This is a genomic window from Phycicoccus sp. Soil803, assembly GCF_001429685.1.
GTDB lineage: Bacteria > Actinomycetota > Actinomycetes > Actinomycetales > Dermatophilaceae > Pedococcus.
The window spans coordinates 1837031-1862119 of record NZ_LMST01000001.1 but is presented as its reverse complement, the minus strand read 5'-3'; the positions used below and the strand labels follow the sequence as shown (position 1 = coordinate 1862119).

23 protein-coding genes are annotated in these 25089 nt (G+C 71.1%); 7 read left to right on the top strand and 16 right to left on the bottom strand.

Annotated elements, in window-relative coordinates; genetic code table 11:
* Nucleotides 1-224 precede the first annotated feature (224 nt).
* A complete protein-coding gene (gene leuA, locus ASG95_RS08520; protein ID WP_057377192.1) occupies nucleotides 225-1970 on the bottom strand; it encodes a 2-isopropylmalate synthase in 1746 nt (581 codons plus the stop codon).
* A gap of 236 nt (nucleotides 1971-2206) precedes the next feature.
* Between leuA and ASG95_RS08515 the strand changes: the two genes are divergently transcribed.
* On the top strand, nucleotides 2207-3022 hold the full coding sequence (locus ASG95_RS08515) for a hypothetical protein (protein WP_057377191.1): 816 nt from the start codon (nucleotides 2207-2209) through the stop codon (nucleotides 3020-3022).
* Between the two features lie 24 nt (nucleotides 3023-3046).
* Here the strand turns inward: ASG95_RS08515 and ASG95_RS08510 are convergent, their stop codons facing one another.
* The 4 genes from ASG95_RS08510 to ASG95_RS08495 are packed head-to-tail and all read right to left on the bottom strand — an operon-like array spanning nucleotide 3047 to nucleotide 6697.
* Nucleotides 3047-4075 (bottom strand): 1-aminocyclopropane-1-carboxylate deaminase, encoded by a 1029-nt coding sequence (locus ASG95_RS08510; protein WP_057377190.1) that lies wholly within the window; start codon nucleotides 4073-4075, stop codon nucleotides 3047-3049.
* A gap of 39 nt (nucleotides 4076-4114) precedes the next feature.
* Nucleotides 4115-4768, bottom strand: coding sequence for a GntR family transcriptional regulator (locus tag ASG95_RS08505; protein WP_057377189.1), 654 nt, complete (start codon nucleotides 4766-4768; stop codon nucleotides 4115-4117).
* A 43-nt stretch (nucleotides 4769-4811) separates the two neighbouring features.
* Nucleotides 4812-6116, bottom strand: a complete 1305-nt coding sequence (locus ASG95_RS08500; RefSeq protein WP_057377188.1) for an MFS transporter — start codon at nucleotides 6114-6116, stop codon at nucleotides 4812-4814.
* Nucleotides 6113-6697: a helix-turn-helix domain-containing protein gene (locus ASG95_RS08495; RefSeq protein ID WP_235543627.1), complete on the bottom strand. Its 585-nt coding sequence runs from the start codon at nucleotides 6695-6697 to the stop codon at nucleotides 6113-6115. The genes ASG95_RS08500 and ASG95_RS08495 overlap by 4 nt, the downstream gene beginning before the upstream one ends.
* Nucleotides 6698-6892: 195 nt before the next feature.
* Here ASG95_RS08495 and ASG95_RS08490 point away from each other — a divergent pair, with 195 nt between their 5' ends.
* Both ASG95_RS08490 and ASG95_RS08485 read left to right on the top strand, forming a co-directional pair.
* Nucleotides 6893-7795, top strand: coding sequence for a GNAT family N-acetyltransferase (locus tag ASG95_RS08490; RefSeq protein WP_057377187.1), 903 nt, complete (start codon nucleotides 6893-6895; stop codon nucleotides 7793-7795).
* Between the two features lie 60 nt (nucleotides 7796-7855).
* A complete protein-coding gene (locus ASG95_RS08485) occupies nucleotides 7856-9811 on the top strand; it encodes an acyl-CoA dehydrogenase family protein (RefSeq protein WP_057377186.1) in 1956 nt (651 codons plus the stop codon).
* Nucleotides 9812-9878: 67 nt separating this feature from the next.
* On the opposite strand, the gene ASG95_RS08480 is transcribed toward ASG95_RS08485, so the two are convergent.
* The 7 genes from ASG95_RS08480 to ASG95_RS08450 all read right to left on the bottom strand — a co-directional run bounded on the left by ASG95_RS08480 (nucleotide 9879) and on the right by ASG95_RS08450 (nucleotide 17272).
* The gene (locus ASG95_RS08480) at nucleotides 9879-10913 is read right to left on the bottom strand and encodes an aspartate-semialdehyde dehydrogenase (protein WP_056923509.1); all 1035 of its coding nucleotides are present in this window, start codon (nucleotides 10911-10913) and stop codon (nucleotides 9879-9881) included.
* 44 nt (nucleotides 10914-10957) lie between these two features.
* Complete coding sequence (locus ASG95_RS08475) at nucleotides 10958-12697, bottom strand: BCCT family transporter (protein ID WP_057378820.1); 1740 nt, start codon at nucleotides 12695-12697, stop codon at nucleotides 10958-10960.
* Between the two features lie 317 nt (nucleotides 12698-13014).
* Nucleotides 13015-13992 carry a GTPase Era gene (gene era / locus ASG95_RS08470; RefSeq protein WP_057377185.1) on the bottom strand — a complete coding sequence of 326 codons (978 nt, stop codon included), beginning with the start codon at nucleotides 13990-13992 and terminating at the stop codon, nucleotides 13015-13017.
* Nucleotides 13989-15323 (bottom strand): hemolysin family protein, encoded by a 1335-nt coding sequence (locus tag ASG95_RS08465; RefSeq protein ID WP_057377184.1) that lies wholly within the window; start codon nucleotides 15321-15323, stop codon nucleotides 13989-13991. The genes era and ASG95_RS08465 overlap by 4 nt, the downstream gene beginning before the upstream one ends.
* A 10-nt stretch (nucleotides 15324-15333) precedes the next feature.
* Entirely contained in the window at nucleotides 15334-15801 is a 468-nt protein-coding gene (ybeY, locus tag ASG95_RS08460) for an rRNA maturation RNase YbeY (protein ID WP_056923512.1), read from the bottom strand.
* Nucleotides 15779-16810, bottom strand: coding sequence for a PhoH family protein (locus tag ASG95_RS08455; RefSeq protein WP_057377183.1), 1032 nt, complete (start codon nucleotides 16808-16810; stop codon nucleotides 15779-15781). The genes ybeY and ASG95_RS08455 overlap by 23 nt, the downstream gene beginning before the upstream one ends.
* Nucleotides 16811-16900: 90 nt before the next feature.
* Nucleotides 16901-17272, bottom strand: a complete 372-nt coding sequence (locus tag ASG95_RS08450) for a histidine triad nucleotide-binding protein (RefSeq protein ID WP_057377182.1) — start codon at nucleotides 17270-17272, stop codon at nucleotides 16901-16903.
* A 152-nt stretch (nucleotides 17273-17424) separates the two neighbouring features.
* On the opposite strand from ASG95_RS08450, the gene ASG95_RS08445 reads away from it, so the two are divergent.
* Both ASG95_RS08445 and ASG95_RS08440 read left to right on the top strand, forming a co-directional pair.
* A complete protein-coding gene (locus ASG95_RS08445) occupies nucleotides 17425-17976 on the top strand; it encodes a SigE family RNA polymerase sigma factor (RefSeq protein ID WP_235543625.1) in 552 nt (183 codons plus the stop codon).
* Nucleotides 17973-19097, top strand: coding sequence for a Gmad2 immunoglobulin-like domain-containing protein (locus ASG95_RS08440; RefSeq protein ID WP_082592440.1), 1125 nt, complete (start codon nucleotides 17973-17975; stop codon nucleotides 19095-19097). Before ASG95_RS08445 ends, ASG95_RS08440 begins: the two co-directional genes overlap by 4 nt.
* Before the next feature lie 6 nt (nucleotides 19098-19103).
* Here ASG95_RS08440 and ASG95_RS08435 read toward each other — a convergent pair whose 3' ends face one another.
* From ASG95_RS08435 to hrcA, 3 genes are all read right to left on the bottom strand, one after another.
* Nucleotides 19104-19847, bottom strand: a complete 744-nt coding sequence (locus tag ASG95_RS08435) for a 16S rRNA (uracil(1498)-N(3))-methyltransferase (RefSeq protein WP_057377179.1) — start codon at nucleotides 19845-19847, stop codon at nucleotides 19104-19106.
* A 12-nt stretch (nucleotides 19848-19859) separates the two neighbouring features.
* Complete coding sequence (gene dnaJ, locus ASG95_RS08430; RefSeq protein WP_057377178.1) at nucleotides 19860-20984, bottom strand: molecular chaperone DnaJ; 1125 nt, start codon at nucleotides 20982-20984, stop codon at nucleotides 19860-19862.
* 129 nt (nucleotides 20985-21113) lie between these two features.
* Nucleotides 21114-22145 (bottom strand): heat-inducible transcriptional repressor HrcA, encoded by a 1032-nt coding sequence (gene hrcA / locus ASG95_RS08425; RefSeq protein ID WP_057377177.1) that lies wholly within the window; start codon nucleotides 22143-22145, stop codon nucleotides 21114-21116.
* Between the two features lie 130 nt (nucleotides 22146-22275).
* Between hrcA and ASG95_RS08420 the strand changes: the two genes are divergently transcribed.
* A complete protein-coding gene (locus ASG95_RS08420; RefSeq protein ID WP_056923520.1) occupies nucleotides 22276-23151 on the top strand; it encodes a DUF3097 domain-containing protein in 876 nt (291 codons plus the stop codon).
* Between the two features lie 151 nt (nucleotides 23152-23302).
* Nucleotides 23303-23743, top strand: coding sequence for a DUF4870 domain-containing protein (locus tag ASG95_RS08415; protein WP_056923521.1), 441 nt, complete (start codon nucleotides 23303-23305; stop codon nucleotides 23741-23743).
* 32 nt (nucleotides 23744-23775) lie between these two features.
* On the opposite strand, the gene hemW is transcribed toward ASG95_RS08415, so the two are convergent.
* Nucleotides 23776-25002: a radical SAM family heme chaperone HemW gene (gene hemW / locus ASG95_RS08410; RefSeq protein WP_057377176.1), complete on the bottom strand. Its 1227-nt coding sequence runs from the start codon at nucleotides 25000-25002 to the stop codon at nucleotides 23776-23778.
* Nucleotides 25003-25089 lie beyond the last annotated feature (87 nt).

The following is a 25089-nucleotide window of genomic DNA, read 5'->3' as shown; positions in this document are numbered from 1 at the left end:
CACCGGCGGTGCGACCGACCTCGACAACGCGGTCCCGCTCTGCGGGTTCCACCACCGCCGGATCCACCACCCCGGCTTCCACCACCAGATCACCCAAGACCCCAGCGGCCGCAAACGAGTCACCATCCACCGGCGGACATAGCCGCACCGTGAGGCCAGATCGAGACCGACCGGCACGGCTGGCGAGGTGTGCCGCGTGGCCCAGCCACGCGGCATACCTCACCTCACTCGACGGGAGCCATCCGCTCGGCGCGGTTGACGGCGGACAGCACGGCCGTGAGGGACGCCTTGACGATCGAGGAGTGCAGCCCGACACCCCACAGGACGCGGTCGCCCACGGCGCACTCGACGTAGGCCGCAGCCTTGGCGTCGCCACCGGCGGACAGGGCGTGCTCGGCGTAGTCGAGGACGCGGACGTCCACCCCGAGGGTCGACAGCGCGTCGATGAACGCGGCGATGGGGCCGTTGCCGGTGCCCTCGACGGTGACCTCCACGCCGCGGTCGAGCATGGTCGCGCTGATCCGGTCGACGCCGCCCTGCTCGCTGAGCAGCGAGTGGCTGATCGGGGTGAACCGACCCCATGTGTTGACCGCACCGTCGACGGCCGGCAGGTACTCGTCCTGGAAGATCGTCCACAGCTCGGCCGCGCTGACCTCGCCACCCTCGCTGTCGGTCTTCGCCTGGACCACGCCGCTGAACTCGATCTGGAGCCGGCGCGGCAGGTCGAGCTGGTGCTCCGCCTTGAGCAGGTAGGCGACCCCACCCTTGCCCGACTGGCTGTTCACGCGCACGACGGCCTCGTAGGACCGGCCCACGTCGTGCGGGTCGATCGGCAGGTAGGGCACGCCCCAGACGAGCTCGTTGATGGACTTGCCGCTGGCCGCCACCTGGCGCTCCATGTCCTCGAAGCCCTTTTTGATCGCGTCCTGGTGCGAGCCGGAGAACGCCGTGAAGACGAGGTCGCCGCCCCACGGGTGCCGCTCGCCCACCGGCAGCTGGTTGCAGTGCTCCACGGTGCGCCGGATCTCGTCGAGGTTCGAGAAGTCGATCTGCGGGTCGATGCCCTGGCTGAAGAGGTTCATGCCCAGCGTGACCAGGTCGACGTTGCCGGTTCGCTCGCCGTTGCCGAACAGGCAGCCCTCGATGCGGTCGGCGCCGGCGAGGTAGCCCAGCTCCGCCGCGGCGACACCGGTCCCGCGGTCGTTGTGCGGGTGCAGGCTGACCACGATCGACTCGCGCCGCTCGAGGTGGCGGATCATCCACTCGATCGAGTCGGCGTAGACGTTCGGGGTCGCCATCTCGACGGTGGCCGGGAGGTTGATGATCATCTTGTGGTCCGGCGTCGGGTCGATGACGTCGGCCACCTCGTTGCAGATCCGCACCGCGAACTCGAGCTCGGTCCCGGTGTAGGACTCCGGGCTGTACTCGTAGTAGACCGTCGTGTCGGGGATGGTCTCCTCGAGCTTGCGGCACAGCCGGGCGGCCTGGAGGGCGATGTCGACGATGCCGTCCTGGTCGAGCCCGAAGACCACTCGTCGCTGCAGGATCGACGTCGAGTTGTAGAAGTGCACGATGGCCTGCTTGGCACCGCGGATCGAGTCGAAGGTGCGCTCCACGAGGTGGTCGCGACACTGGGTCAGGACCTGGATGGTGACGTCGTCGGGGATCATGTCGTCCTCGATGAGCATCCGCACGAAGTCGAAGTCGGTCTGGCTCGCCGAGGGGAACCCGACCTCGATCTCCTTGTAGCCCATCCGCACCAGGAGCTCGAACATCCGCTTCTTGCGGTCAGGGCTCATCGGGTCGATCAGGGCCTGGTTGCCATCCCGGAGGTCGACGGCGCACCAGCGCGGCGCCTGCTCGATGACTCGGGTGGGCCAGGTGCGGTCGGGCAGGGCGAAGGGGATCTGGTCCTGGAAGGGGACGTACTTCGCGACCGGCATGCCCGATGGCTGCTGGGGGTGGATCATGTTCTCTCGCCTCACGATTCGCTGCAGTTGGCCGTACTCAGGGTCTCAGCCGGCAACGCAAACTCCGCGACGAGGGGCGGCTGATCGGTCAGGCCCCGCCGCGGCGGCGAAGGAGGAGGCGCAGTGAACGCACGGATCGAGGGTATGCCGCGTGGCCGGCATACGTCCAACGTCCGAACCGGCCCGCCCACCATCCGGACGGCCGCGAACCAGACGCAGGCCGGTAGGTTGCCGCCATGATGATCCGACCGGACACCCTCGCGGCCATCAAGGCGGGCGACGTCGACCTCGCCTTCCGGCGGTGGGACCGGCCCCGGGTCGTCGTCGGCACGCGGCTGCGCACGCGCGTCGGGCTGCTCGAGGTGACGAGCGTCGACAAGGTCGCCCCGTCGCGGATCAGCGCCGAGGAGGCCCGGCGCGCGGGTGCCAAGTCGGTCGTCGAGCTGCGCCGGATGCTCGAGGCCAAGGCCGACCGCCCGGTCTGGCGGGTCGGGCTGCGCCACGCGGGCGCCGATCCGAGGGAGCAGCTGCGTGCCTCGGTGCCCCAGGGCAACGAGGTGGCCGCGATCCGCGAGCGCCTCGACCGGCTGGACCGCGCGTCGGCGGTCGGGCCGTGGACGAGGGCGACGCTGGCGATCATCGACCGGCTCCCCACGGTCCGTGCGCCCGAGCTCGCCGCCGAGCTGGGTCGCGACACCCCGAGCTTCAAGCGCGACGTCCGCAAGCTCAAGGAGCTCGGGCTCACCGAGTCGCTCGACATCGGCTACCGGCTGTCCCCACGGGGGGCGGCGGTGGTCGACGCCGAGGCGGGAGCTCCCCGGCTGGACCGGCCGACCGCCCCCGACGGCACTCCCCTGCCCCGCATCGGCGCCCCCGCCACGCGGGCGCTGCGGGCCGAGGGGATCTGGACCCTCGAGCAGGTGCGGGACCGCAGCGAGGAAGAGCTGGCGGCGCTGCACGGCGTGGGACCGATTGCGCTGCGGTTCCTGCGCGAGGCCCTGGCCGAGCGCGGCTGGGCCTTCGCTCCCACCCCCACCCCCGGTTCGACTTAAACGCGCCGGTGATCACGGGCGCGTTTACCTCGAACCGTCGAAGATTCCGGAGTAGGCGTTGAGGGCCGGCTGCCCGCCGAGGTGGGCGTAGAGCACCGTCGAGTCGTTGGGGATCTCGCCGGACGTCACGAGGTCGACCAGGCCCGCCATCGACTTCCCCTCGTAGACGGGGTCGATGATCATGCCCTCCAGGCGACCGCTCAGCAGGATGGCCTCGACGGTCGACTCGACCGGGATGCCGTAGAGGTCGCCGGCCCAGCCCTCCAGCACGGCCACCTCGTCGTCGCGCAGCTGTCGGTCGAGCCCGATGAGGTCGGCCGTGTGCTGGGCGATGCGCCGGACCTGGTCACGGGTCTTGTCGATCGTGGCCGAGGCGTCGATGCCCAGGACCCGGCGCTGGCGACCACCGGCGTCCTCGAGGGTCGCGAACCCGGCGATCATGCCCGCGTGGGTCGAGCCGGTCACGGTGCAGACGACGATGGTGTCGAAGAAGACCCCGAGCTCCTCCTCCTGCTGGGCCACCTCGTAGGCCCAGTTCGCGAAACCGAGCCCACCGAGTCGGTGCTCGGAGGCCCCGGCGGGGATCCCGTAGGGCTTGCCGCCGGAGTCCTCGACCTCGCGCAGCGCGTCCTCCCACGATGAGCGGATGCCGATGTCGAAGCCGTGCGGGTCGAGCCGGGCGTCGGCGCCCATGATCCGCGACAGCAGGATGTTGCCGACCTTGTCGTTGACCGGGTCGTCCCAGTCCACCCACTTCTCCTGCACCAGGCGGCACTTCAGCCCGAGGTGCGCGGCGACGGCCGCCACCTGCCGGGTGTGGTTGGACTGGTAGCCACCGATCGACACCAAGGTGTCCGCGCCCTGCGCGAGGGCGTCCGGCACGATGTACTCGAGCTTGCGGGTCTTGTTGCCACCAAAGGCCAAGCCGCTGTTGCAGTCCTCGCGCTTGGCCCAGACCTGAGCGCCACCGAGGTGCTCGGTCAGCCGCGCCAGCCGGTGCACGGGGCTCGGGCCGAAGGTCAGCGGGTAGCGCTCGAAGTCGTGGATCGACATGGGGATCTCCTGGGCTTGCCGGTGGTGTGGTGGTGTGGGTCAGGTGTCGAGCAGGGGTGCGAGGGTCTGCCAGGTCTGGTGGGAGACCTCGGCGGCCGCCTCCCGGTCCCCCGCCTCGCACAGGTCGATGAGCCGGGCGTGCAACGCCACGGACCCACGACCCGAGAGCGAGCTGAACCGCAACCGCTCCACCCGCCGGAGCACCGGTGTGAACTGGTCGAGGACCGCCGCCAGCGCGGCGTTCCCCGCCGCCGCGACCGGTATGCCGTGCAGCTCGTCGTCGGCGGCGAGCGCGCCGTCCGCGTCGCCGGCCTCCAGGGCTGCCCGGAAGCGCGCGTTCGCGGCACGCATGCGGGCGAGGTCGTCGGCCGTCAGCTGGCCGACGGCCTCGTGGACGGCGAGCCGGTGCATCTGGGCCACCACCGCCTGGGCGTCACGAGCCGCCCGGGTGTCGAGCGAGGCCACCGTGGTCGAGCGGCCCGGAAGGGCGGCGACCAGCCCCGACTGCTGGAGGCGGAGCAGCGCCTCCCGCACGGGGGTGCGGCTCACCCCGAGCCAGGCCGCCAGCTCGTGGTCACGCAGCTGCTCGCCGGGGCCGAGGGTGCCGTCGACGATCGCGTCGCGGACCCGGCGGTGGACGTCGTCGCGCAACAGGGCACGCGAGACCGGAGGCTGCGGCGACGGGACAGGCATGCGATATATTGCATATCACTGGTCTCGTCAGGTCAAGTGCTGCTCACCTGGTGGGCTGCACGGACTGGACTTCATCGAGCTGCTCGATGGACGCGGTGGAGAAGACCGGTGACCAGAGCAGGAACAGCACGGACAACGAGCCGCCGACCGCCGCGACCACCATCGTCGGGGCCAGCCCGATCCACTCCCCGACCAGCCCGCCGAGGACCGCGCCGAGGGGGCGGATGCCGTAGTTGACCGACGAGAAGGCACCGCTGACGCGGCTGCGGACCCCGTCGGGGGTCACCGCGGTCATCAGGGCGTTGAGCGGGATGTCGAGGCACATCACCCCCAGCGCCGAGATGAACTCGACCAGGGCCAGGACGCCGGCCCTCGACCACGTCGGGCCGCCGGCCAGCGGCAACAGCGCGAACGGCGCCGAGAACACCACCGCGCCGACCGCGATGGTGCGACCGAGGCCGATGCGTCGGGCCAACGGACCAGCGAGCACCGTGCCGAGGAGACCACCGGTCGCGCCGATCCCGAGGGCGAGGCCGATGACCCCGGCAGAGAGGCCGAGCTCGCGGCTGGCGAAGAGGATCAGGAGTGCGCCGGCCATCAGGTTGAACAGGTTGATGGTCGTGGCGCAGGCGAGGGAGGCGCGCAGGTAGCGGTCCTTCAGGACCAGGCCCATGCCGTCGCGGGCCCGTCGGAGCAGCCCCGCCTCGTTCGTCGTGTCGACCGGCAGGTCCGGCACCCGCACCCTGCCGATGAGCACCGCGGAGACGGCGAAGGTGACCGCGTCGACCAGCATGGCGACGGGGGCCGTCACGGCCTGGATCAGCCCACCGGCCACCGCCGGACCCGCCACGAACGACGCCGAGCGCGTGCCGCTGAGCAGGCTGTTGGCCTCGACGAACTGGTCGCGCCGGACGAGCGTCACGAAGAAGCTCGGGTAGGACGTCTGGTAGAGCACCTGGCCGGCTCCCGCGAGCAGGGCCACCGCGAACAGCTGCGCCATCGTGATGGCGCCGAGGAAGTGGGCGACGGGCAGGGTCAGCAGGACCACGCAGCGCAGCAGGTCGGCCACGATGAGCAGCCGGCGCTTGCGCACCTGGTGGTCGACCCACGTGCCCACGAACAGCGACAGCAGGTTCGGGGCCCAGACCGCGGCGGTCAGCAGGCCCACCGTCGGGGCGCTGGCGTGCAGGGCGGTGACCGCGATCAGGGGCAGCGCCAGCTCAGTGATCCGGTCGCCGAACTGCGAGACGCCCTGGCCCACCCAGTAGGTCGCGAACCGCCGGTCCCGCCACAGCGCAGCCTTCTGCGTCGCCTCCGTCGCCACGGCGGCTGCAGTGGGGTCGCTCATGACGTCACCTCGGCCTCGGGCAGCACGTAGCGCAACATGCGGACCCGGCGGGATCCCGCGACCGTGGCAGGTCGTCCCTTCCGCAGCACGTAGGGCGCAAGCAGCTCCTCGATCCGCTCCTCGACCTCGGCCAGCTCGTCCGCCGTCAGCTCGATCGTCGTGTTGGACAAACCTGCGGAACGCCGCCAGTCGACCTCGAGCACCGGCTCGACGTCACGCGCCCACCGCTGCGGGAGGTCGGCGGCCTGCTCCATCATCACCCGACCCAGGAGACTGGCGGCGTCGAGGCTGTCCTCGTCGCCGGCGACGAACCGGAAGCCGGACCCCACGGCCTCCCACCAGCGCTGCCGCCCGTCGGCGTCCGGCACGCTCGAGGCGTCTCGGACCAGGCCGTGCTCGGCGAGGTGGCGCAGGTGCCAGCTCACGACCGACGGGGTCGCCCCGACCTGTGCCGCGAGCGCCGTCGCCGTGCTCGGCCCACTGCCCTGGAGACGGCTGAGGATCGCGAGCCGCGTCGGGTGCGCGAGGGCCCGCATCCCCCGAGGGGTGAGCTCGACGTCGCCGTACGGGTTGCTGGTCACGGTGCGCTCCTTCCGCGCCTCCTCCGGTTGGAAGCGAAACTTCCGGATCTCGGGAAGTTTCGCTTCCAACAGGAGCCGGCGCGGGGCGGGACAGATGTGAGAGGACTCTTTCGAGAGGACTCTCTCACAATATCCGCCGGATGTCACCGCGGAAAACCACGTGCGTCCGGACCCGCCCCCCGGCACGATTCCGCCATGGACCTTCCCGACGGGCTGGTGGCCCGCCCCCTGTCCCCGCCCGACGCCCGCGCCGTCTTCGAGATCGTCGCCGCCGCCGAGACCCACGACGTGGGCGAGGCCGCCATCGAGGTCGAGGACATCGAGGGCGACTGGGCCCGCGGCAGCTTCGACCTCGCGACCGAGGCCATCGGGGTCTGGGACGGTGACCGGCTGGTGGCCTCCGGCGAGGTCTTCAAGGGCCGTCGTGCCGACGCCTCCGTGCACCCCGACTACCGCGGGCGCGGCGTCGGCACCTGGCTCGCCAACTGGCTGGAGGACTGCGCCCGCGAGCGCGGCTCGAAGCTGGTCGGGCAGACCGTGCCGGGCGACACCGACCCCGAGGCGTTCTTCAAGGCGCGCGGCTACCGCGAGGGCTGGACGTCCTGGGTGCTGCAGGTGCCGGCAGACCGCCCGATCGAGCCGCAGCCGTTGCCCGAGGGCTACACCCTCCGCGAGTTCGCCGGTCCTGCCGACGGCCGGGTCGCCTTCCAGCTGATCGAGGACGCGTTCAACGAGTGGCCGGACCGCGACCCCTCGACCTTCGAGGACTGGGCACCCCGCGGCCCCCTGCGGCCGGGCTTCGAGCCGTGGCAGATCCGGTTCGTGGTCGACCCGCAGGGCACCGAGGTCGGGGTCTGCTACACGATCCACGCCGGGGCCACCGGCTACGTCGACGCCATCGCGGTGCGCAGCGACCAGCGTGGTCTGGGCTTGGCCAGGGCCCTGCTGGTGGACGCGTTCAAGCGCGCGCGGGACCACGGCGCCACGGTCAGCGAGCTCTCCACCGACTCGCGCACCGGCGCCCTGGGGCTGTACGAGCACGTGGGCATGCAGGTCACCCAGACCTGGCGGCACTGGATGACCGACCTCGAGCCCTGACCTGCGCGCGGTGGTCGCCATGCCTACTCGGGAGTAGCGTGAGGCCAGGGAGGCGATCACATGAGCAGTGACGTCGAGCAGGACCAACCGACCCCGGCCAGCGGCACCGATGCCACCGAGCGCGAGTCGCGTGCCGTGGCCGAGGCGGCCCGCGAGTCGGACTGGAGCCGCCCGAGCTTCGCCAAGGGGCTCTACCTCGGGCACTTCGACCTCGACCTCGTGCACCCGCACCCGCGGGCCACGCCCGAGGACCAGGCCCGCGGCGAGGAGTTCCTGGTCCGGCTGCGCGAGGTGTGCGAGGGCATCGACGGCGCCCAGATCGAACGCGACGCGCTGATCCCCGACGACGTCCTGGCCCGGCTCGCCGACATCGGCGCGTTCGGGATGAAGATCCCCCGGGAGTACGGCGGTCTCGGCCTCACCATGTCCGCCTACGGCCAGGCCCTCATGCTGGTCGGTTCCGCGCACCCGAGCCTGGGCGCCCTGCTCTCGGCACACCAGTCGATCGGGGTCCCCGAACCGGTCAAGCTCGTCGGCACGCCCGAGCAGAAGCAGGCCTTCCTCCCCCGCTGCGCCGCAGGCGCGATCTCGGCGTTCCTCCTGACCGAGCCCGACGTCGGCTCGGACCCGGCCCGGATGGGCAGCACCGCGACCCCGAGCGAGGACGGCACGGCATACCTGCTCGACGGGGTGAAGCTGTGGACCACCAACGGCGTCGTCGCCGAGCTCCTCGTCGTGATGGCGCGCGTGCCCGAGCACGACGGAAAGAAGGGCGGCATCACCGCGTTCGTCGTGGAGGGCACCGCCGAGGGCATCACCGTCGAGCGGCGCAACTCCTTCATGGGGCTGAAGGGCATCGAGAACGGCCTCACCAGGTTCCACCAGGTGCGGGTGCCCGCGGAGAACCGCCTCGGCAAGGAGGGCGACGGCCTCAAGATCGCGCTGACCACCCTCAACGCGGGCCGGCTCTCCATCCCCGCGATGTGTGCCGCGGCCGGCAAGTGGGCGCTGAAGATCTCGCGCGAGTGGTCGGCCGAGCGGGTGCAGTGGGGCCGACCGGTCGGTGAGCACGGTGCCGTGGCCGAGAAGATCGCCTTCATCGCGGCGACGACGTACGGCCTCGAGTCGGTGCTCGAGCTCTCGGCCCAGCTCGCCGACGCAGGCAGCAAGGACATCCGGATCGAGGCGGCGCTGGCCAAGCTCTGGGCGTCGGAGATGGCGTGGCAGATCGCTGACGAGCTCGTGCAGGTGCGCGGTGGGCGCGGCTACGAGACGGCCGAGTCGCTCCGGGCCCGCGGTGAGCGCGCCGTCCCGGCCGAGCAGATGATGCGTGACCTGCGGATCAACCGGATCTTCGAGGGCTCCACCGAGATCATGCACCTGCTCATCGCGCGCGAGGCGGTCGACGCCCACCTCAAGGCCGCCGGTGCCCTGGCCGACAAGGACGCCTCACTGGAGGCCAAGGCCCGCGCCGCCGCGGGCGCCAGCGGCTTCTACGCCAAGTGGCTCCCCCAGCTCGTCGTCGGCAAGGGTGCCGCACCCACCTCGTATGCCGAGTTCGGCGCGTTGGCCACGCACCTGCGGTTCGTGGAGCGGTCCAGTCGCAAGCTCGCCCGGCAGACCTTCTACGGGATGTCGCGCTGGCAGGCGAAGATGGAGTACCGCCAGGCGTTCCTCGGTCGGGTGGTCGACATCGGGGCCGAGCTGTTCGCGATCGCGGCCGCCTGCAGCCGCGCCGAGATGCTGCGTACCGACGACGAGGCGCGCGGCCGCTCGGCCTACCAGCTCGCCGACGTGTTCTGCCAGCAGAGCCGGTTGCGAGTGGAGCGGCTGTTCACCGACCTGTGGTCCAACAGCGACGACGCCGACACCAGGCTCGCCAAGGGCGTGCTGGCCGGCGACTACACCTGGCTCGAGGAAGGGGTGCTCGACCAGAGCGAGGGCACCGGCCCGTGGATCGCGCCGTGGTCGCCAGGGGCGAGCGAGTCCGAGTCGGTCTGGCGCGCGGTGCGCTAGCTGGCCGCTCGCCGATCTTCGGAAGATCCACCGGGTCCTGACCCGGCAGATCTTCCGAACACCGTGCCTAGCGGCGCTTGAGCAGCTCCTCGGCGATCTGCACCGCGTTGAGGGCGGCACCCTTGCGCAGGTTGTCGCCGACGACGAACAGCACCAGGCCCTTGCCCGCGGGCGCGGCCTGGTCGACCCGCACCCGACCGACGTAGACCTCGTCGCGACCGGCCGCCTCGAGCGGGTTGGGCACGTCGGTCACCACGACGCCGGGGGCCTTGGCCAGCAGCTCGAGGGCCCGCTCGGGCGTGATGTCGTCGGCGAACTCGGCGTGGATGGCGAGCGAGTGACCGGTGAAGACCGGCACCCGGACGCAGGTGCCGGACACCAGCAGGTCGGGGATGTGCAGGATCTTGCGCGACTCGTTGCGGAGCTTCTGCTCCTCGTCGGTCTCGAGCGAGCCGTCGTCGACGATGGATCCGGCGAGCGGGATGACGTTGAAGCCCACCGGCACGGCGTAGACGTTCGGGGCCGGGATCTCGACCGCGCGCCCGTCGAGCGCGAGGGCGGCAGGCTCGCCCGCGGCATACCCACCGCGCAGCTGGCCGTCGAGCTCCTGGACGCCCTTGCCCCCGGAGCCGGACACCGCCTGGTAGGACGCGACGGTGAGGCGCACCAGCCCCGCCTCGTCGTGCAGCGGCTTCAGGACCGGCATGGCGGCCATGGTCGTGCAGTTGGGGTTCGCGACGATCCCCTTGGGGATGGTGTCGAGGTCGTCGGCGTTGACCTCGCTGACGACCAGCGGCACGTCAGGGTCCTTGCGCCAGGCCGACGAGTTGTCGACCACGACCGCGCCTGCGGCCGCGACCTTGGGGGCCAGCTCCTTCGACGCCGCTCCCCCGTTGGAGAACAGCGCGATGTCGAGGCCGGAGAAGTCAGCCGTGGCCGAGTCCTCGACCGTGACCTCGCCGCCGGCCCACGGGAGCGTCGTGCCGGCTGACCGTGCGGACGCGAAGTAGCGGATCTCGTCGACCGGGAACCCCCGCTCGGCGAGGAGTGCGCGCATGACCGAGCCGACCTGCCCGGTGGCCCCGAAGACACCAATTCTCATGGGACCAAGGATAGGTCGGCCCGGTCGTGCACCGGTTCAGCGGCTCACGATGTGGCAGAACCTGCGCGCTCAAGGGCAGGATCCGCTGGCGTCGTGCCCACGAGGTCGCCCACGCCTTCACCGGGAGCGGACTCCTCGAAGGTGAGCGTGAAGTCGTCACCGTGCTCGGTCACGCCGGCCACCACGGCCTGCTCGACCGCCGCCACGGCGTACGCACCGCGGACGATCATGGGGTCGTTGCTGAGGTCCCTGACCAGGGCGATGGCCAGCCCGACCATGACGAGCAGGAACGGCAGTGCCGCCACGATCGTGATGTTCTGCAGCCCGGACAACGCGTCCTCACCCCCGACGAGGAGCATCACCGCTGCCACCGCGCCGGTGGCCGCGCCCCAGAAGACCACGGTCTTGCGGCTCGGCGCGAGCGTCCCGCGCTCGGAGAGGGTGCCCATGACGATGGACGCGGCGTCCGCCCCGGACACGAAGAAGATCGCGACCAGCAGCATCACGACGACCGAGGTGATGGTCGACAGCGGCATGTGGGAGAGCATCGCGAAGAGCGTGCCCTCGGAGGTCCCCGCGCCGGCCACGTCGGTGCCGGTGCGCTGCATCTGGATGCCGGCGCCGCCGAAGATGGCGAACCACACGAGTGACACGACACTCGGCACCAGCAGCACGCCGGTGACGAACTGGCGGATGGTGCGACCCCGCGAGATGCGGGCGATGAACATGCCGACGAACGGCGTCCAGCTGACCCACCAGGCCCAGTAGAAGATCGTCCAGCCCGACAGCCACTCCTTCATGGCGTCCCCACCGGCGGCGTCCGTGCGGGCCGACATCATCGCGAGGTCCTGGAAGTAGGAGCCCACTGCGGTGGGGATGAGGTTGAGGATGAACACGGTCGGGCCGACGACGAAGACGAAGACCGCCAGCGCGAGGGCCAGCACCATGTTGATGTTGGACAGCCACTGGATGCCCTTGGCGACACCCGAGACGGCCGAGAGGATGAAGCAGACCGTCAGCACGGCGATGATCGCGACGAGCAGCATGTTGCCCGCCTTGCCGAGCCCGGCGACGATCTCGAAGCCGGAGCCGATCTGCAGCGCGCCGAGGCCCAGCGAGGCCGCAGAGCCGAACAGCGTGGCGAAGATCGCGAGCATGTCGATGACGCGGCCGGCCGGTCCGTTGGTCCGCTGCTCCCCGAGCAGTGGCGCGAACGCCGAGCTGATCAGCAGCGAGCGGCCCTTGCGGAAGACGCCGTAGGCGATGGCCAGCCCGACCAGCGCGTAGATGGCCCACGGGTGCAGGGTCCAGTGGAACAACGTCGTGGCCATGGCGTTCTGCACGGCCTCGGGGTTGCCGGCCGCCCCGGTGCCGGGTGGCGGCGTCACGAAGTGCGAGAGCGGCTCGGAGACGCCGTAGAACATCAGGCCGATCCCCATGCCCGCCGAGAACATCATGGCGATCCACGAGACCGTCTTGAACTCCGGCTGCTCGTCGTCGCGGCCCAGCGGAATCCGTCCGTACTTGCTGGCGGCGAGCCAGATGACGAAGAAGACACAGCCCGACGCCACCAGGGAGAAGAGCCAGCCCATGTTGTGGACGACCCAGCCGAGGCCGGCGCCCGAGGCCGAGCTGAGGGTGTCGGTGCTGAGGAAGCCCCAGAGCACGAACGCGACCGCGATGGCGGCCGTGACACCGAAGACGATGGTGTCGATCTTGCGTGGTTCGTTCGCCTGGTGCTCCACCACGACGGGGTCGAGGGCGGGGTGTTGGGTGTCGGGCAGGTGCTCGAGGGCATCGTGCTCGCCCGAGGCCTCAGCCGGTGCGGCCGGGCCGGTGTTCGTCAGTGTGCTCACAGGGTGTTGGCGCGTGCGGGCGCCGCTCCTTCGGTTCTCGTCAGTTGCGTATCAAACTCGGGTACAGGTCAAAACCGTTGCAACTCAATACCATTGCAACCGACCGCCTACCCTGTCGAGAACGAGCGCCGATCTCAAGTCGCGACGCGGAAGTCAACGACGTACGTCACCGAACCCGTTGTCCCCCAACGGATCGGGGTATGCCGTGAGCCTCACCACACGAGTCCGAAAGCCCCGCCGGCTGGTCAGAAACCCAGCCGCTGCAGCTGCTTGGGGTCGCGCTGCCAGTCCTTGGCGATCTTCACGTGCAGGTCGAGGTAGACCTTCTGGCCGAGCAGCTTCTCGATGCCGATCCGGGCGTTCGTGCCGACCTCGCGCAGCCTCGACCCGCCGCGACCGATGATGATCGCCTTCTGCGACGAGCGCTCGACGAACACGTTGACGCGGATGTCGAGCAGCGGCTTGTCCTCGGGACGGTCGGGCCGCTGCACCATCTCCTCGACCACGACGGCGAGGGAGTGCGGCAGCTCGTCGCGGACCCCCTCGAGGGCCGCTTCGCGGACCAGCTCGGCGATCATCACGACGTCGGGCTCGTCGGTCAGCTGCCCCTCGGGGTAGAGCGGACCGGGAGACGTGGGGAGGTAGGTCGACAGGACCTGCGCGACGTCCTGCACCTGGCGGCCGTCGACGGCCGAGCAGGGCACGATGGCGTCCCAGTTGCCGAGCTGGTCGATGGCGATGAGGTGCTCGGCCAGCCGCTCGCGGTCGACGGTGTCGATCTTCGTCGCGATGGCGACGACCGGGCGACGCCGGTCCTGCTGGATCTCCTTGAGCTCGCGGGCGATGAAACCGTCACCGGGCCCGATCCGCTGGTCCGCCGGCAGGCAGAAGCCGATGACGTCCACCTCGAGCAGGGTCTCGCGCACGACGTCGTTGAGCCGCTCCCCCAACAGGGTGCGGGGCTTGTGCAGACCCGGGGTGTCGACCAGCACCAGCTGCGACGTCGGCGTCGTGACGATGCCGCGGATGGTGTGCCGGGTGGTCTGCGGCTTCGACGAGGTGATGGCGACCTTCTGCCCGACCAGGGCGTTGGTCAGCGTGGACTTCCCCGCGTTGGGCCGGCCGACCAGGCAGGCGAAGCCGGCCACGTACGGGGGTCGCGCCGGCGCGGACGCCGTCTCGGCGGCATACCCATCGGTCGGACCCGAACCATTCGCAGTCATGACACTCCCTCGCGCTCGGGCTCCACCGTAGTGCGCTCGGGGGTGTCGTCGGTCGCCGCGTGGCCGCCATCCGGGTCGGCCACCGCGACGGGCTCGACGATGACGCTGGCGATGCGGTGCCGCCGACCGGCCATCCGCTCGGCGGTCAGCGAGAGCCCGCCGACCTCGCACCTGGACCCGACGATGGGGACCCGGCCGATGGCCTTGCCGATCAGGCCACCGACGGTGTCGACCTCCTCCTCCTCGATGTCGACGCCGAAGAGGTCGGCCAGGTCGTCGATGTCCATCGTCGCGGGGACGCGGAAGGTGCCGTCCCCGAGGTCCTCGACCCCGGGCGCCTCGCGGTCGTACTCGTCGGCGATCTCGCCCACGATCTCCTCGATGATGTCCTCGATCGTCACGAGCCCGGCGGTGCCGCCGTACTCGTCGACGACGACGGCGAAGTGGCTCTGGTCGCGCTGCATCTCGCGCAGGAGGTCGTCGACCGGCTTGCTCTCCGGCACGTAGTGCATGGGGCGCATCTGGGCCGTGACCGGCAGCGTGCCGGCCTCGTGGTCGGCGTTGACCCGGCGCACGACGTCCTTGAAGTAGAGCAGCCCCAGGATGTCGTCGGAACCGTCACCCACGACGGGGATCCGCGAGAAGCCCGACCGCAGGAACAGCGACATCGCCGAGCGCAGCGACTTCTCGCCGTCGATGGTCACCATGTCGGTCCGGGGCACCATCACCTCGCGCGCCACGGTGTCGCCGAGCTCGAAGACGGAGTGGATCATCTCCCGCTCGCCGGCCTCGATGACGGAGCTCTCCCCCGCGAGGTCGACCAGGTCGCGGAGCTCGGACTCGCTCTGGAACGGGCCGTCGCGGTAGCCGCGTCCCGGCGTCACCGCGTTGCCCAGCGCGATCAGCACCCGCGCCACCGGGCCGAGGAAGGTGCGCAACCCGACGATGAGCGGGGAGGCGAGCAGGGCCACCGAGTCGGAGTGCTGCCGGCCCAGCGTGCGTGGTGAGACGCCCACGACGACGAACGAGACGAGCGCCATCACGCCGATGGCGACGAGCAGCCGCCTCCAGAACCCGTCGACGAGGTTGATCGCGCCGAGGGTGATGAGGACGGCGGTGGTCGACTCCGCGACGATCCGCAGGAACGCCGTCACCGACAGGTATGCCGCGCTGTCGCCGACGATGCGGTTGAGGGCCACGGCGCCCGGTCGCCTCTCCTCGAGCAGCTCCTGGGCGCGCACCCGCGACATCCGCCAGAGGGCGGCCTCGGCGGCGGAGAGCAGGAAGGCCGCGCCGACGCTGACGAGGGCGGCGAAGACGAGTCCGGTCATGACGGCACCATCACGGGGTGGGACGCCCGCGACCCGCGAGGAAGGTCAGCAGCAGCTGACGCTGGAGCTCGAACATCTCGCGCTCCTCCTCGGGTTCCGCGTGGTCGTACCCGAGCAGGTGCAGGATCCCGTGCGTGGTCAGCAGCAGGAGCTCCTCCTCGGTCGCGTGACCGGCGTCGGAGGCCTGCTTGGCCGCCACGGACGGGCACAGCACGATGTCGCCGAGGACACCCTCCTCGGGCTCCTCGCCCTCGCGGCCCGGCCGCAGCTCGTCCATCGGGAAGCTCATCACGTCGGTGGGGCCGGGCAGGTCCATCCACTGCACGTGGAGCACCTCCATCGCGGCCTCGTCGACCAGCCGCAGACACAGGTCTGCTCCGGGGTGGACCCGCATCTCGCCCATCACGTAGCGGCTCAGCGCCACCAGCTCGAGCTCGTCGAGCTGGTAGTCGGTCTCATTGAGAACGTCGACGCTCACGCGGCCCTCGACCTTCCGAGCCGGAGACGCGCGGCCGGGACTGCTGGCCACCCGCCTGGTGGTCGTCCCACCGGCCGTACGCGTCGACGATCGCGCCCACGAGACGGTGCCGGACGACGTCCTGCGGCGTCAGCACCGAGAAGTGGATGTCGTCGACGTCGGCGAGGATGTCGCGGACCACGCGCAGGCCCGACTTGGTGCCCTCCGGCAGGTCGACCTGCGTGATGTCACCCGTGACCACCATCTTCGAGCCGAACCCGAGCCGGGTGAGGAACATCTTCATCTGCTCGGGCGAGGTGTTCTGGGCCTCGTCGAGGATGATGAACGCGTCGTTCAGGGAGCGGCCACGCATGTAGGCCAGCGGCGCGACCTCGATGGTGCCGGCGGCCATCAGCCGCGGGATCGACTCGGGGTCGACCATGTCGTGCAGCGCGTCGTAGAGCGGCCGCAGGTAGGGGTCGATCTTGTCGTTCAGCGTGCCGGGCAGGAAGCCGAGGCGCTCCCCGGCCTCCACGGCCGGGCGGGTGAGGATGATCCGGTTGACCTGCTTGGCCTGCAGCGCGGCGACCGCCTTGGCCATCGCGAGGTAGGTCTTGCCGGTGCCGGCCGGGCCAATCCCGAAGACGATCGTGTGGGCGTCGATGGCGTCGACGTAGTGCTTCTGGTTCAGCGTCTTGGGCCGGATGGTCCGGCCGCGGTTGCTCACGATGTTCATCGTCAGGACGTCGGCGGGACGCTCGGTGGTCTGCGCGCGCAGCATGCTAATCGAGCGCTCGACCGCGTCGCGGTTGAGCGGCTGGCCGCCGTCGATCACCAGGAGCAGCTCGTCGATCGTGCGCTCGGCCAGGGCCACCTCGGCGCTCGGGCCGGACAGGTGGAACTCGTTGCCGCGGACGTGGATCTCCAGCTGCGGGAAGGCCCGCTCCATCGTGCGCAGGAGCTCGTCCCGCGGGCCGAGGAGCGTCACCATCTGCACCTGCGGTGGGATCTCGACGGTGTGTGTGGGCATCGGGAGAGCACCCTCGGGCGCGCCCCCCAATGTTTTCTGATGAGTCGGATGGTCAGGATCTGGCATGGTCCGTCCAGTCTACGGTGCGCCTCAGCCGGGCGGCCACGTCATTGACCGCCCGCCGAGCACGTGGACGTGGGCGTGGAACACCGACTGCTGGGCGCCGGCACCGGTGTTGAAGACGGTGCGGTAGCCGCTGGTCGCGACGCCCTCCTGCTCGGCGACGGCCCGCACGGTGTCCAGCACGGCCACCGCGTCCTGCGGTCGCTCGGTCGCGAGCCCGCCGACATCGGCGACGTGGTGGCGCGGGATGACCAGCACGTGCGTCGGCGCCTGCGGGTCGAGGTCGCGGAACGCCAGGGTCGCCTCGTCCTCATGCACGACCGTGGCCGGGATGTCACCCGCGACGATCTTGCAGAACAAGCAGTCCGGGTCGGTGCGCCGCGTCGTCGAGTTGTCCACGCACCCGAGCCTACCCAGGCAGGTATTCCTCCAATGGGAACGAAACCTGCAGCCGACCTGTGCAGGTCTGGTTCCAATGGGTGAGAAACCTGCGATCGGCGCGTCAACCGGCGGGTGGGGGTGCGCGTCTAGGTGGCGTGAGACTGTTGAGTGTGGCTGAGCGCGACCGGGGTGGTGAGGTGCGGCCGAGTGCCGACGAAGCCATCACCGAGCTGTATGCCGCGCACTGGACCGGACTGGTGCGGCTGGCCTGGTTGCTGCTGCGCGACGACCTCGCGGCCGAGGAGGTCGTCCAGGACGCCTTCATCGCGGTGCACCGCCGGTGGGACACCATCCGCGACCACCAGGCCGCGTCCGCCTACCTGCGGCGGGCGGTGGTCAACGGAGCCCGCTCCGGCCTGCGCCACCGTGGCGTCGAGGAGCGCTACGTGACGCGCGAGCAGCAGGGCGGCCCCACGGCATACACCCGGCACACCGAGGCGAGCGCCGAGGACCACGCGCTCCAGTCCGAGAGCACCACCACGATGATCGGCGCGCTGGGACGACTCCCCCAGCGCCAGAGAGAGGTCCTGACCATGCGCTACTACCTCGACCTCAGCGAGGCCGAGATCGCCGATGCGCTCGGCATCTCCGCGGGCTCGGTCAAGGCCCACGCGCACCGCGGGCTCGCGACCCTGCGCGACCGGATGGAGGCGGCGTCATGAGCGATCGCATGGACTTCCTGCACCCCGACTACGAGCCGGGCGAGTTCGACCAGGTGGAGCGCCGGCTGCGCCAGGCGCTGGTCCGCGACGCCGCGCAGGTGCGCCCGTCCAACCGGCTCGACACGATCCTGCACGAGGCCCACGAGCTGGGGCCGGTGACCGCCACGGGTGGCTCGGGTCCGCGGCGCTGGCTGATGCCGCTGGCGGCTGCGGCGGCCGTGGCCGCCATCATCGGTGGCGTCTGGTGGTCCGGCCAGGACGACCGGTCCGGTGTCACGCCGCCGGCCACCAACGCCCCCTCGCTCTCACCGACGCCGTCGACCGCGCCCACGACCAGCTCGCCCACCACGAGCGGCCCGGTGGCGACCGAGTCGGTCACCCTCCCGGTCTACTTCGTCGGACCGGTCGGTGGTGCCGAAGACAAGTACAAGCTGTTCCGCGAGTTCGTCCGGCAGGACCTCCCGGTCGGAGCCACTCCGGCCGAGAAGGCGAAGGCTGCCCTGGTGCTCGCCATCAACGCGCAGCCCTACAGCAACACCGATGGCTACCTCCAGCCCTGGTCGGGGCAGACCATCGGCGACGTGACGGTGGCTGACGGTGCCGTCACCGTGCACCTCGCCAACGCCGGTGTGCCGGAGGCCGTGGTCGGCGACGAGAACAAGCGCCTTGCCGTGCAGGAGCTGGTCTGGACGGCCCAGGCGGCGATCCAGCAGACCCTGCCGGTGCGGTTCGAGGTCGCCGACGGGTCGACGAAGCTGTTCGGGTCGATCTCGACCGACCAGGACTTCACCCGTCCGCCGTCGGACCGGCTCTACGAGGACGTGGCGCCGATCTGGGTCACCTCACCGACCCGTGACCAGGTGCTGCCGGCCAGCAAGCCGGTCACCGTGAAGGGGCTCGCCATCGTCTACGAGGCAACCGTCAACTGGCAGCTGGACCGCGGCACCACCACGGTGTCCTCGGGCCACGCGATGGCGTCCATCGGGGCTCCCATGCAGGGCGAGTACTCGTTCTCGCTCGGCCGGCTCGCCGCCGGCGACTACACGATCCGGGTCCGCGAGCTCAGCGCCAAGGACGGCTCGGTCAGCGCGGAGAAGGCAGTGACGTTCACCGTGAAGTAGGCGGGGTCAGCGCCAGCGACCGGCCGCGCTCAGCACCGCGAGCGCGGCTGGTCCGGCGCTGGAGGACCGCAGGACGGTGTGGCCCAGCCGCACCGTCACCGCGCCGGCCGCCTCGAATTCGGCGACCTCCTCGGGCGTGATGCCGCCCTCCGGGCCGACCACGACCAGCACCTCGCCCGTGGCCGGGAGCACCTGGGCGGCGAGGCTCTGGGTCGCGTCCTCGTGCAGCACGTATGCCGCCGCGGCGCTCCCGACCCGGGTCGCGAGCGCCTTGGTGGTGGCCAGCTCCGCGACGACCGGCACCCTCGCCCGCCGCGACTGCTTGGCGGCCGCCACCACGGTGGACTCCCACTTGCGGCGGGCCTTGTCGGCGCGTTCGCCGCGCCACTGGACGATGCTGCGGGACGCCTGCCACGGCACGACCTCGTCGACCCCGAACTCGGTCGCGGCCTCGATGGCCTGGTCGTCACGGTCGCCCTTGGCCAGGGCCTGCACGAGGACGAAGCGCGGCTGGGCCTCCGGTTCGCGGTCGACCTCGACCACGCTGAGCTCGAGGTCGGCCTTGCCGGCGGCGACGACCGCGCAGGTGAGCCGCAGTCCTGCTCCGTCGGCGAGCATGACCTGCTCCCCCACGCCGATCCGGCGGACGGTGGCCGCGTGCCGACCCTCGGGGCCGTCGAGCACCACCCGGCTGCCCGCGGCGGCGCCGGCGACGACGGCGGGGTCGATGAGGAACAGGGGCAGGGTCACGACGGTCGGCCGCTACTTGGCCTTGAACGCGTCGCGGAGCTTGCCGAACAGCCCGGGGTGAGCCGGGGACAGCCGTCCCTCCGGACGCTCCTCGCCACGCAGGGTCGCGAGCTCGCGCAGCAGGGCCTCCTGCTGCTCGTCGAGCCGGGTCGGGGTCTGCACGTTGGCGTGGATGATGAGGTCGCCCCGGCCGGTGCCCCGCAGGTGGGTGACACCAAGCCCGCGCAGGGTCATCGCGTCGCCCGGCTGGGTGCCCGCCTTGATCTCGAGCTCGTTGGTGCCGTCGAAGGTGTCGAGCTTGACCGTCGTCCCCAGTGCTGCGGCGGTCATTGGGAGCTCGACCGTGCAGTGCAGGTCGTCGCCGCGGCGCTGGAAGGTCTGGTGGGGGCGGACCGCGACCTCGACGTAGAGGTCGCCGGCCGGGCCGCCGCCCTGGCCGACCTCGCCCTCGCCAGCCAGCTGGATGCGGGTGCCGGTGTCGACGCCCGCGGGGACCTTGATCGTGAGCGTGCGGCGGGTGCGGACCCGGCCGTCGCCGGAGCACTCGAAGCAGGGGCTGACCAGCACCTCGCCGTAGCCCTGGCAGGTCGCGCAGGGACGGGTCGTCATGACCTGGCCGAGGAACGAGCGCTGGACCTGCTGGATCTCGCCGCGACCGCCACAGACGTCGCAGGTGCGCCGGGAGGTCCCGGGCTGCGCACCGTCGCCGTGGCACGTGGAGCAGACCACGGCGGTCTCGATGGCGAGCTCCTTCTCGGCCCCGAACACCGCGTCGGCGAGGTCGATGTCGAGCCGGATCAGGGCGTCCTGGCCCCGGCGCTGACGGGACCGCGGCCCGCGCTGGGCCTGGCCGGCGCCGGCGCCGAAGAAGGCGTCCATGATGTCGCTGAACGAGAAGCCCTGGCCGAAGCCGGCGGCCCCGCCCGCATAGGGGTCGGAGCCCATGTCGTAGGACCGGCGCTTCTCGGCGTCGGAGAGCACGTCGTAGGCCTGCGAGACCTTCTTGAACTGCTCCTCGGCCTCGGGGCTCGGGTTGACGTCAGGGTGCAGCGTCCGCGCCTTCTTGCGGTAGGCCCGCTTGATGTCCTCGGGGCTGGCGTCCCTGGACACGCCCAGGTCCTGGTAGTAGTCGTTCAACGAGATGTCCTTGGTGTCAATGGCTCTGAGGTCGGTGGCTCTGGTGTCGGTGGCTCTGGTGTCGATGGTTCGGTGTCGATGGCTCTGGTGTGAGTGGCCCAGACAGTCGGTGGGGCAGGTGGATGCGCGTCACTGCGCGAGGATCCGGGAGACGTAGGTGGCCACGGCCCGCACCGACGCCATCGTCGTGGGGTAGTCCATCCGGGTGGGTCCGAGCACGCCCAACCCCGCGACGAGCTCCGAGCCCGAGCCGTACTCCGTCGAGACGACGGAGGTGGACTGGAGCCCGGCGAACGGGTTCTCGTGCCCGATACGCACCGAGACGGCGTCGGAGGTCTCCCTGGCCGTGCCGAGCAGCTTGAGCAGCACGACGTGCTCCTCGAGCGCCTCGAGCACCGGGCCGATGCTGAGCGGGAAGTCGGTGCCGACCCGCGCGAGGTTGGAGGTGCCCGCCAGCACCACCCGCTCCTCGCGCTCCTCGACGAGGGCGTCCTCGAGCGACTGCACGACGGAGCGGACCAGGTCGCGGTCCGCGGGGTCGAACTCGTCGGCCAGGCTCGCGAGTGACGCGGCGGCCTCCACCAGCCGCTGACCGGCGGCCCTCGCGTTGACCTTGGCGCGGACCAGGCCCAGGAGGGCCTCGCCGTCCGAGGCGGACAGGTCGTGGGGGGTCTCGATGACGCGCTGCTCGACCCGGCCGGTGTTGACGATCAGCACGACCATCAACCGGCTCGGGCCCATCGGCACGAACTCGATGTGGCGCACGGTGGACCGGGTGAGCGACGGGTACTGCATCACGGCGACCTGGCGGGTCAGCGAGGCCAGCAGCCGCACCGTCCGGTCGACGACGTCGTCGAGGTCGACCGCCCCCTCCAGGAACTGGGCGATGGCGGCCCGCTCGGCTGCGGTCATCGGCTTGACGGAGCTGAGCCGGTCGACGAACAACCGGTAGCCCGCATCGGTGGGCACCCGCCCGGCGCTGGTGTGCGGAGCGGCGATCAGCCCCTCCTCCTCCAGCGCGGCCATGTCGTTGCGCACGGTCGCGGCCGAGACCCCCAGCTGGTGGCGGTCGAGCAGCGACTTCGACCCCACCGGCTCGGAGGTCTGGACGTAGTCCTGCACGATCGCGCGCAGCACGGCGAGACGACGTTCCTCGCTCACTCGACACCTCCGTCCGATCAGGTTGGCACTCACGCTCAGCGAGTGCCAAGTCTACGTGGTTCCCGGGCCGGGACCAGCACGGGCGGCGCGCCCGCGCCGCACAGGCGCGTCCGCGGCATACCCTGCCTCGGTGTCCGACCGCTATGGCTCCGATGTCCTGTCCGGTGACTGGAAGGTCCCCCCGCGGGGTCGCTCCCGCGAGGTCGAGGCCGAGACCGGGCTGGTCGTCGAGGACGTCGAGACCGGCTGGTGCGGCGCCGTGGTCCGCGTCGAGAAGGCCGGTGGCATGCGCGTGGTCCACCTCGAGGACCGGCGCGGCCGCACCAAGGGCTTCCCGATGGGACCGGGCTTCCTGCTCGACGGCGCACCGGTCGTCCTGACCCCACCGACCGCTGCCGCTCGCGCCCAGCTGGCCGAGGCGCGGGTGGCCGCCGCCCGCACCGCCTCCGGGTCACGGACCGTCGAGGGCGCCCGCGCCAAGGTGGCGAGCGGGTCGCGGATCTTCGTCGAGGGCCGCCACGACGCCGAGCTCGTGGAGAAGGTCTGGGGTGCCGACCTGCGGGTCGAGGGCGTGGTCGTCGAGCTGCTCGACGGCGTCGACGACCTCGTGGGGGCGATCGCCGAGTTCCAGCCCGGGCCGGGGCGCCGGATGGGCGTGCTCGTCGACCACCTGCTGCCCGGCACCAAGGAGCACCGCGTCGTGCAGGCCGCCGCCCAGGGCCGGTATGCCGCGCACGTGCGGGTGCTGGGCCACCCGTACGTCGACGTGTGGCAGAGCGTGCGCCCCGAGCGGCTCGGGCTCGCGGCGTGGCCGGTCATCCCGCGCGGCCAGTCGTGGAAGGACGGCATCTGCGACCACCTCGGCTGGCCGCACGACAGCCAGGCGGACATCGCCCGCGCCTGGAAGCAGATCCTCGGCACGGTCCGCTCCTACGCCGACCTCGAGCCGACCCTGCTCGCCAGCGTGGAGGAGCTGATCGACTTCGTGACGGAGCCCGGTCACTGAGCCGGTCACCGACGCCTTGGGAGGACGACAGGGTCAGGGTCGGCCCTGACGCACCCCTGAACCCGCCCCGAGCGCACCCCGAAAGCCGTTCTCCCCGCGGGCCGGATGCGTTTCACTGGGGGCAGACACCACGCAGACCACGGAGAGAGCCATGAGCGACCAGCCCCAACAGCCGCAGTCCAACATCCCGCCACCGCCGCACCCGCCGCAGCCCCAGCAGCCGCCGCCGGGTTACGGCGTGGCGCCCCAGCCCATGTCGCAGCAGGACGAGAAGACCTGGGCGACCCTGGTGCACCTCGCGCCGTTCCTGGCAGCGGTGGTGGGCATCCCGTTCCTCGGCCCCTTGATCGTCTTCCTGATCTTCAAGGACCGGGGCCCGTTCGTCCGGTTCCACGCGGCGCAGGCCCTCAACTTCCAGATCATCATCACGATCGCGTTCTGGGTCTTCGGGCTGCTGTCGTTCGTGCTGATCGGGATCCCGTTCCTCATCCTCACCGCGATCGCCTGGGTGGTCTTCTCGATCATCGCCGCGATCAAGGCCAACAACGGCGAGTGGTACCGCTACCCGATGACGCCGGAGCTCGTGAAGTAGTCGCCTGGTGAAGTAGCCGCCGCGGGGATCGCTCAGCACAGGCCGAGGAGTCGTCGCACGGCGGTGTCCGTGAGCAGCCGGCCCTGCCTCGTCAGCACCACCCGCTGACGGCGCAGGGCCGCTGTCGCGTCCACCAGCCCGTCGGCGACCAGCCCGGCGACGGCGACCCGTCCCTCGTCGCGGAGGTCACCGATCGGTAGCCCGTCGACGAGTCGCACGGCCAGCAGGACGCGCTCGTCGTAGCGCTGCTCGTCGGTGAGGGTCTCTCGGCCGTGGGCCGGGCTGAGCCCCTCGCCGACCCGTGCGGCATAGGCGTTGGGGTGCTTGACGTTCCACCAGCGCACTCCGCCGACGTGGCTGTGCGCCCCCGGGCCGATCCCCCACCAGTTGCCGTCGGCCCAGTAGCCCTCGTTGTGCCGGCAGCGGGCGTCGTCGCGCAGCGCCCAGTTGCTGACCTCGTACCAGCCGTAGCCGGCCGACGCGAGGTGGTCGTCGGCGATCTCGTACTTGACGGCCTCGTCGTCGTCTTCCGGCGCGGGCACCTGACCGCGCCGCACCTGGGCGGCGAGCTTGGTGCCGTCCTCGACGACGAGCGCGTAGGCCGAGACGTGGTCGGGCGCGAGCGAGGTGGCGGCGTCGAGGCTGGTGCGCCAGTCGTCCAGCGACTCGCCGGGCGTGCCGTAGATGAGGTCGAGGCTGACCTGGAGCCCTGCGGCGCGCGCGGCCCGCACGGCGCGTTCGACGTTGTCCGGGTCGTGGGTGCGCTCGAGGGTGCGCAGGACGTGGGGCACCGCCGACTGCATGCCCAGTGACACCCTCGTGAAGCCCGCCTCCGCGAGCACCGCGAGCCCTTCGGGCGTCACCGAGTCGGGGTTGGCCTCGGTGGTCACCTCGGCGTCCGGGGCCAGCCCGAAACCCTCGCGGATGCCGTGCAGCATCCGGGCCAGGTCGCCCGCGGCGAGCATCGTCGGGGTCCCGCCACCGACGAACACGGTGTCGACCACGGGGGTGGCACCCAGGACGGTGCGGGCCAGCGCGAGCTCGCGCAGGGCCGCGTCGGCGAAGGTCGCCACGCTCGCGCCGTCGATCCCGAGCTCGGTCAGCGTGTAGGTGTTGAAGTCGCAGTAGCCGCAGCGCACCGAACAGAACGGGACGTGCAGGTAGAGGCCGAACTGGTGGTGTCCGAGGGTCTCGAGTGACGCCTGCGGCAACCGCCCGTCGGACGGTGCCGGGTCACCGTCGGGCAGCGCGCTGGGCATGGCTCCATCCTCTCAGGCGAGCGTCTGTGGCCCTGACACGGCGTGTCTCGGCGACACGCCGGAATGGGGAGGAAGCGGACCCGAAAA

Excerpts from the sequence above, each read along its gene's own strand:
- leuA (WP_057377192.1), bottom strand. The coding sequence starts at position 1,970 with ATGATCCACCCCCAGCAGCCATCGGGCATGCCGGTCGCGAAGTACGTC.
- ASG95_RS08515 (WP_057377191.1), top strand. The coding sequence starts at position 2,207 with ATGATGATCCGACCGGACACCCTCGCGGCCATCAAGGCGGGCGACGTC.
- ASG95_RS08510 (WP_057377190.1), bottom strand. The coding sequence starts at position 4,075 with ATGTCGATCCACGACTTCGAGCGCTACCCGCTGACCTTCGGCCCGAGC.
- ASG95_RS08505 (WP_057377189.1), bottom strand. The coding sequence starts at position 4,768 with ATGCCTGTCCCGTCGCCGCAGCCTCCGGTCTCGCGTGCCCTGTTGCGC.
- ASG95_RS08500 (WP_057377188.1), bottom strand. The coding sequence starts at position 6,116 with ATGAGCGACCCCACTGCAGCCGCCGTGGCGACGGAGGCGACGCAGAAG.
- ASG95_RS08490 (WP_057377187.1), top strand. The coding sequence starts at position 6,893 with ATGGACCTTCCCGACGGGCTGGTGGCCCGCCCCCTGTCCCCGCCCGAC.
- ASG95_RS08485 (WP_057377186.1), top strand. The coding sequence starts at position 7,856 with ATGAGCAGTGACGTCGAGCAGGACCAACCGACCCCGGCCAGCGGCACC.
- ASG95_RS08480 (WP_056923509.1), bottom strand. The coding sequence starts at position 10,913 with ATGAGAATTGGTGTCTTCGGGGCCACCGGGCAGGTCGGCTCGGTCATG.
- era (WP_057377185.1), bottom strand. The coding sequence starts at position 13,992 with ATGACTGCGAATGGTTCGGGTCCGACCGATGGGTATGCCGCCGAGACG.
- ASG95_RS08465 (WP_057377184.1), bottom strand. The coding sequence starts at position 15,323 with ATGACCGGACTCGTCTTCGCCGCCCTCGTCAGCGTCGGCGCGGCCTTC.
- ASG95_RS08455 (WP_057377183.1), bottom strand. The coding sequence starts at position 16,810 with ATGCCCACACACACCGTCGAGATCCCACCGCAGGTGCAGATGGTGACG.
- ASG95_RS08440 (WP_082592440.1), top strand. The coding sequence starts at position 17,973 with ATGAGCGATCGCATGGACTTCCTGCACCCCGACTACGAGCCGGGCGAG.
- ASG95_RS08415 (WP_056923521.1), top strand. The coding sequence starts at position 23,303 with ATGAGCGACCAGCCCCAACAGCCGCAGTCCAACATCCCGCCACCGCCG.
- hemW (WP_057377176.1), bottom strand. The coding sequence starts at position 25,002 with ATGCCCAGCGCGCTGCCCGACGGTGACCCGGCACCGTCCGACGGGCGG.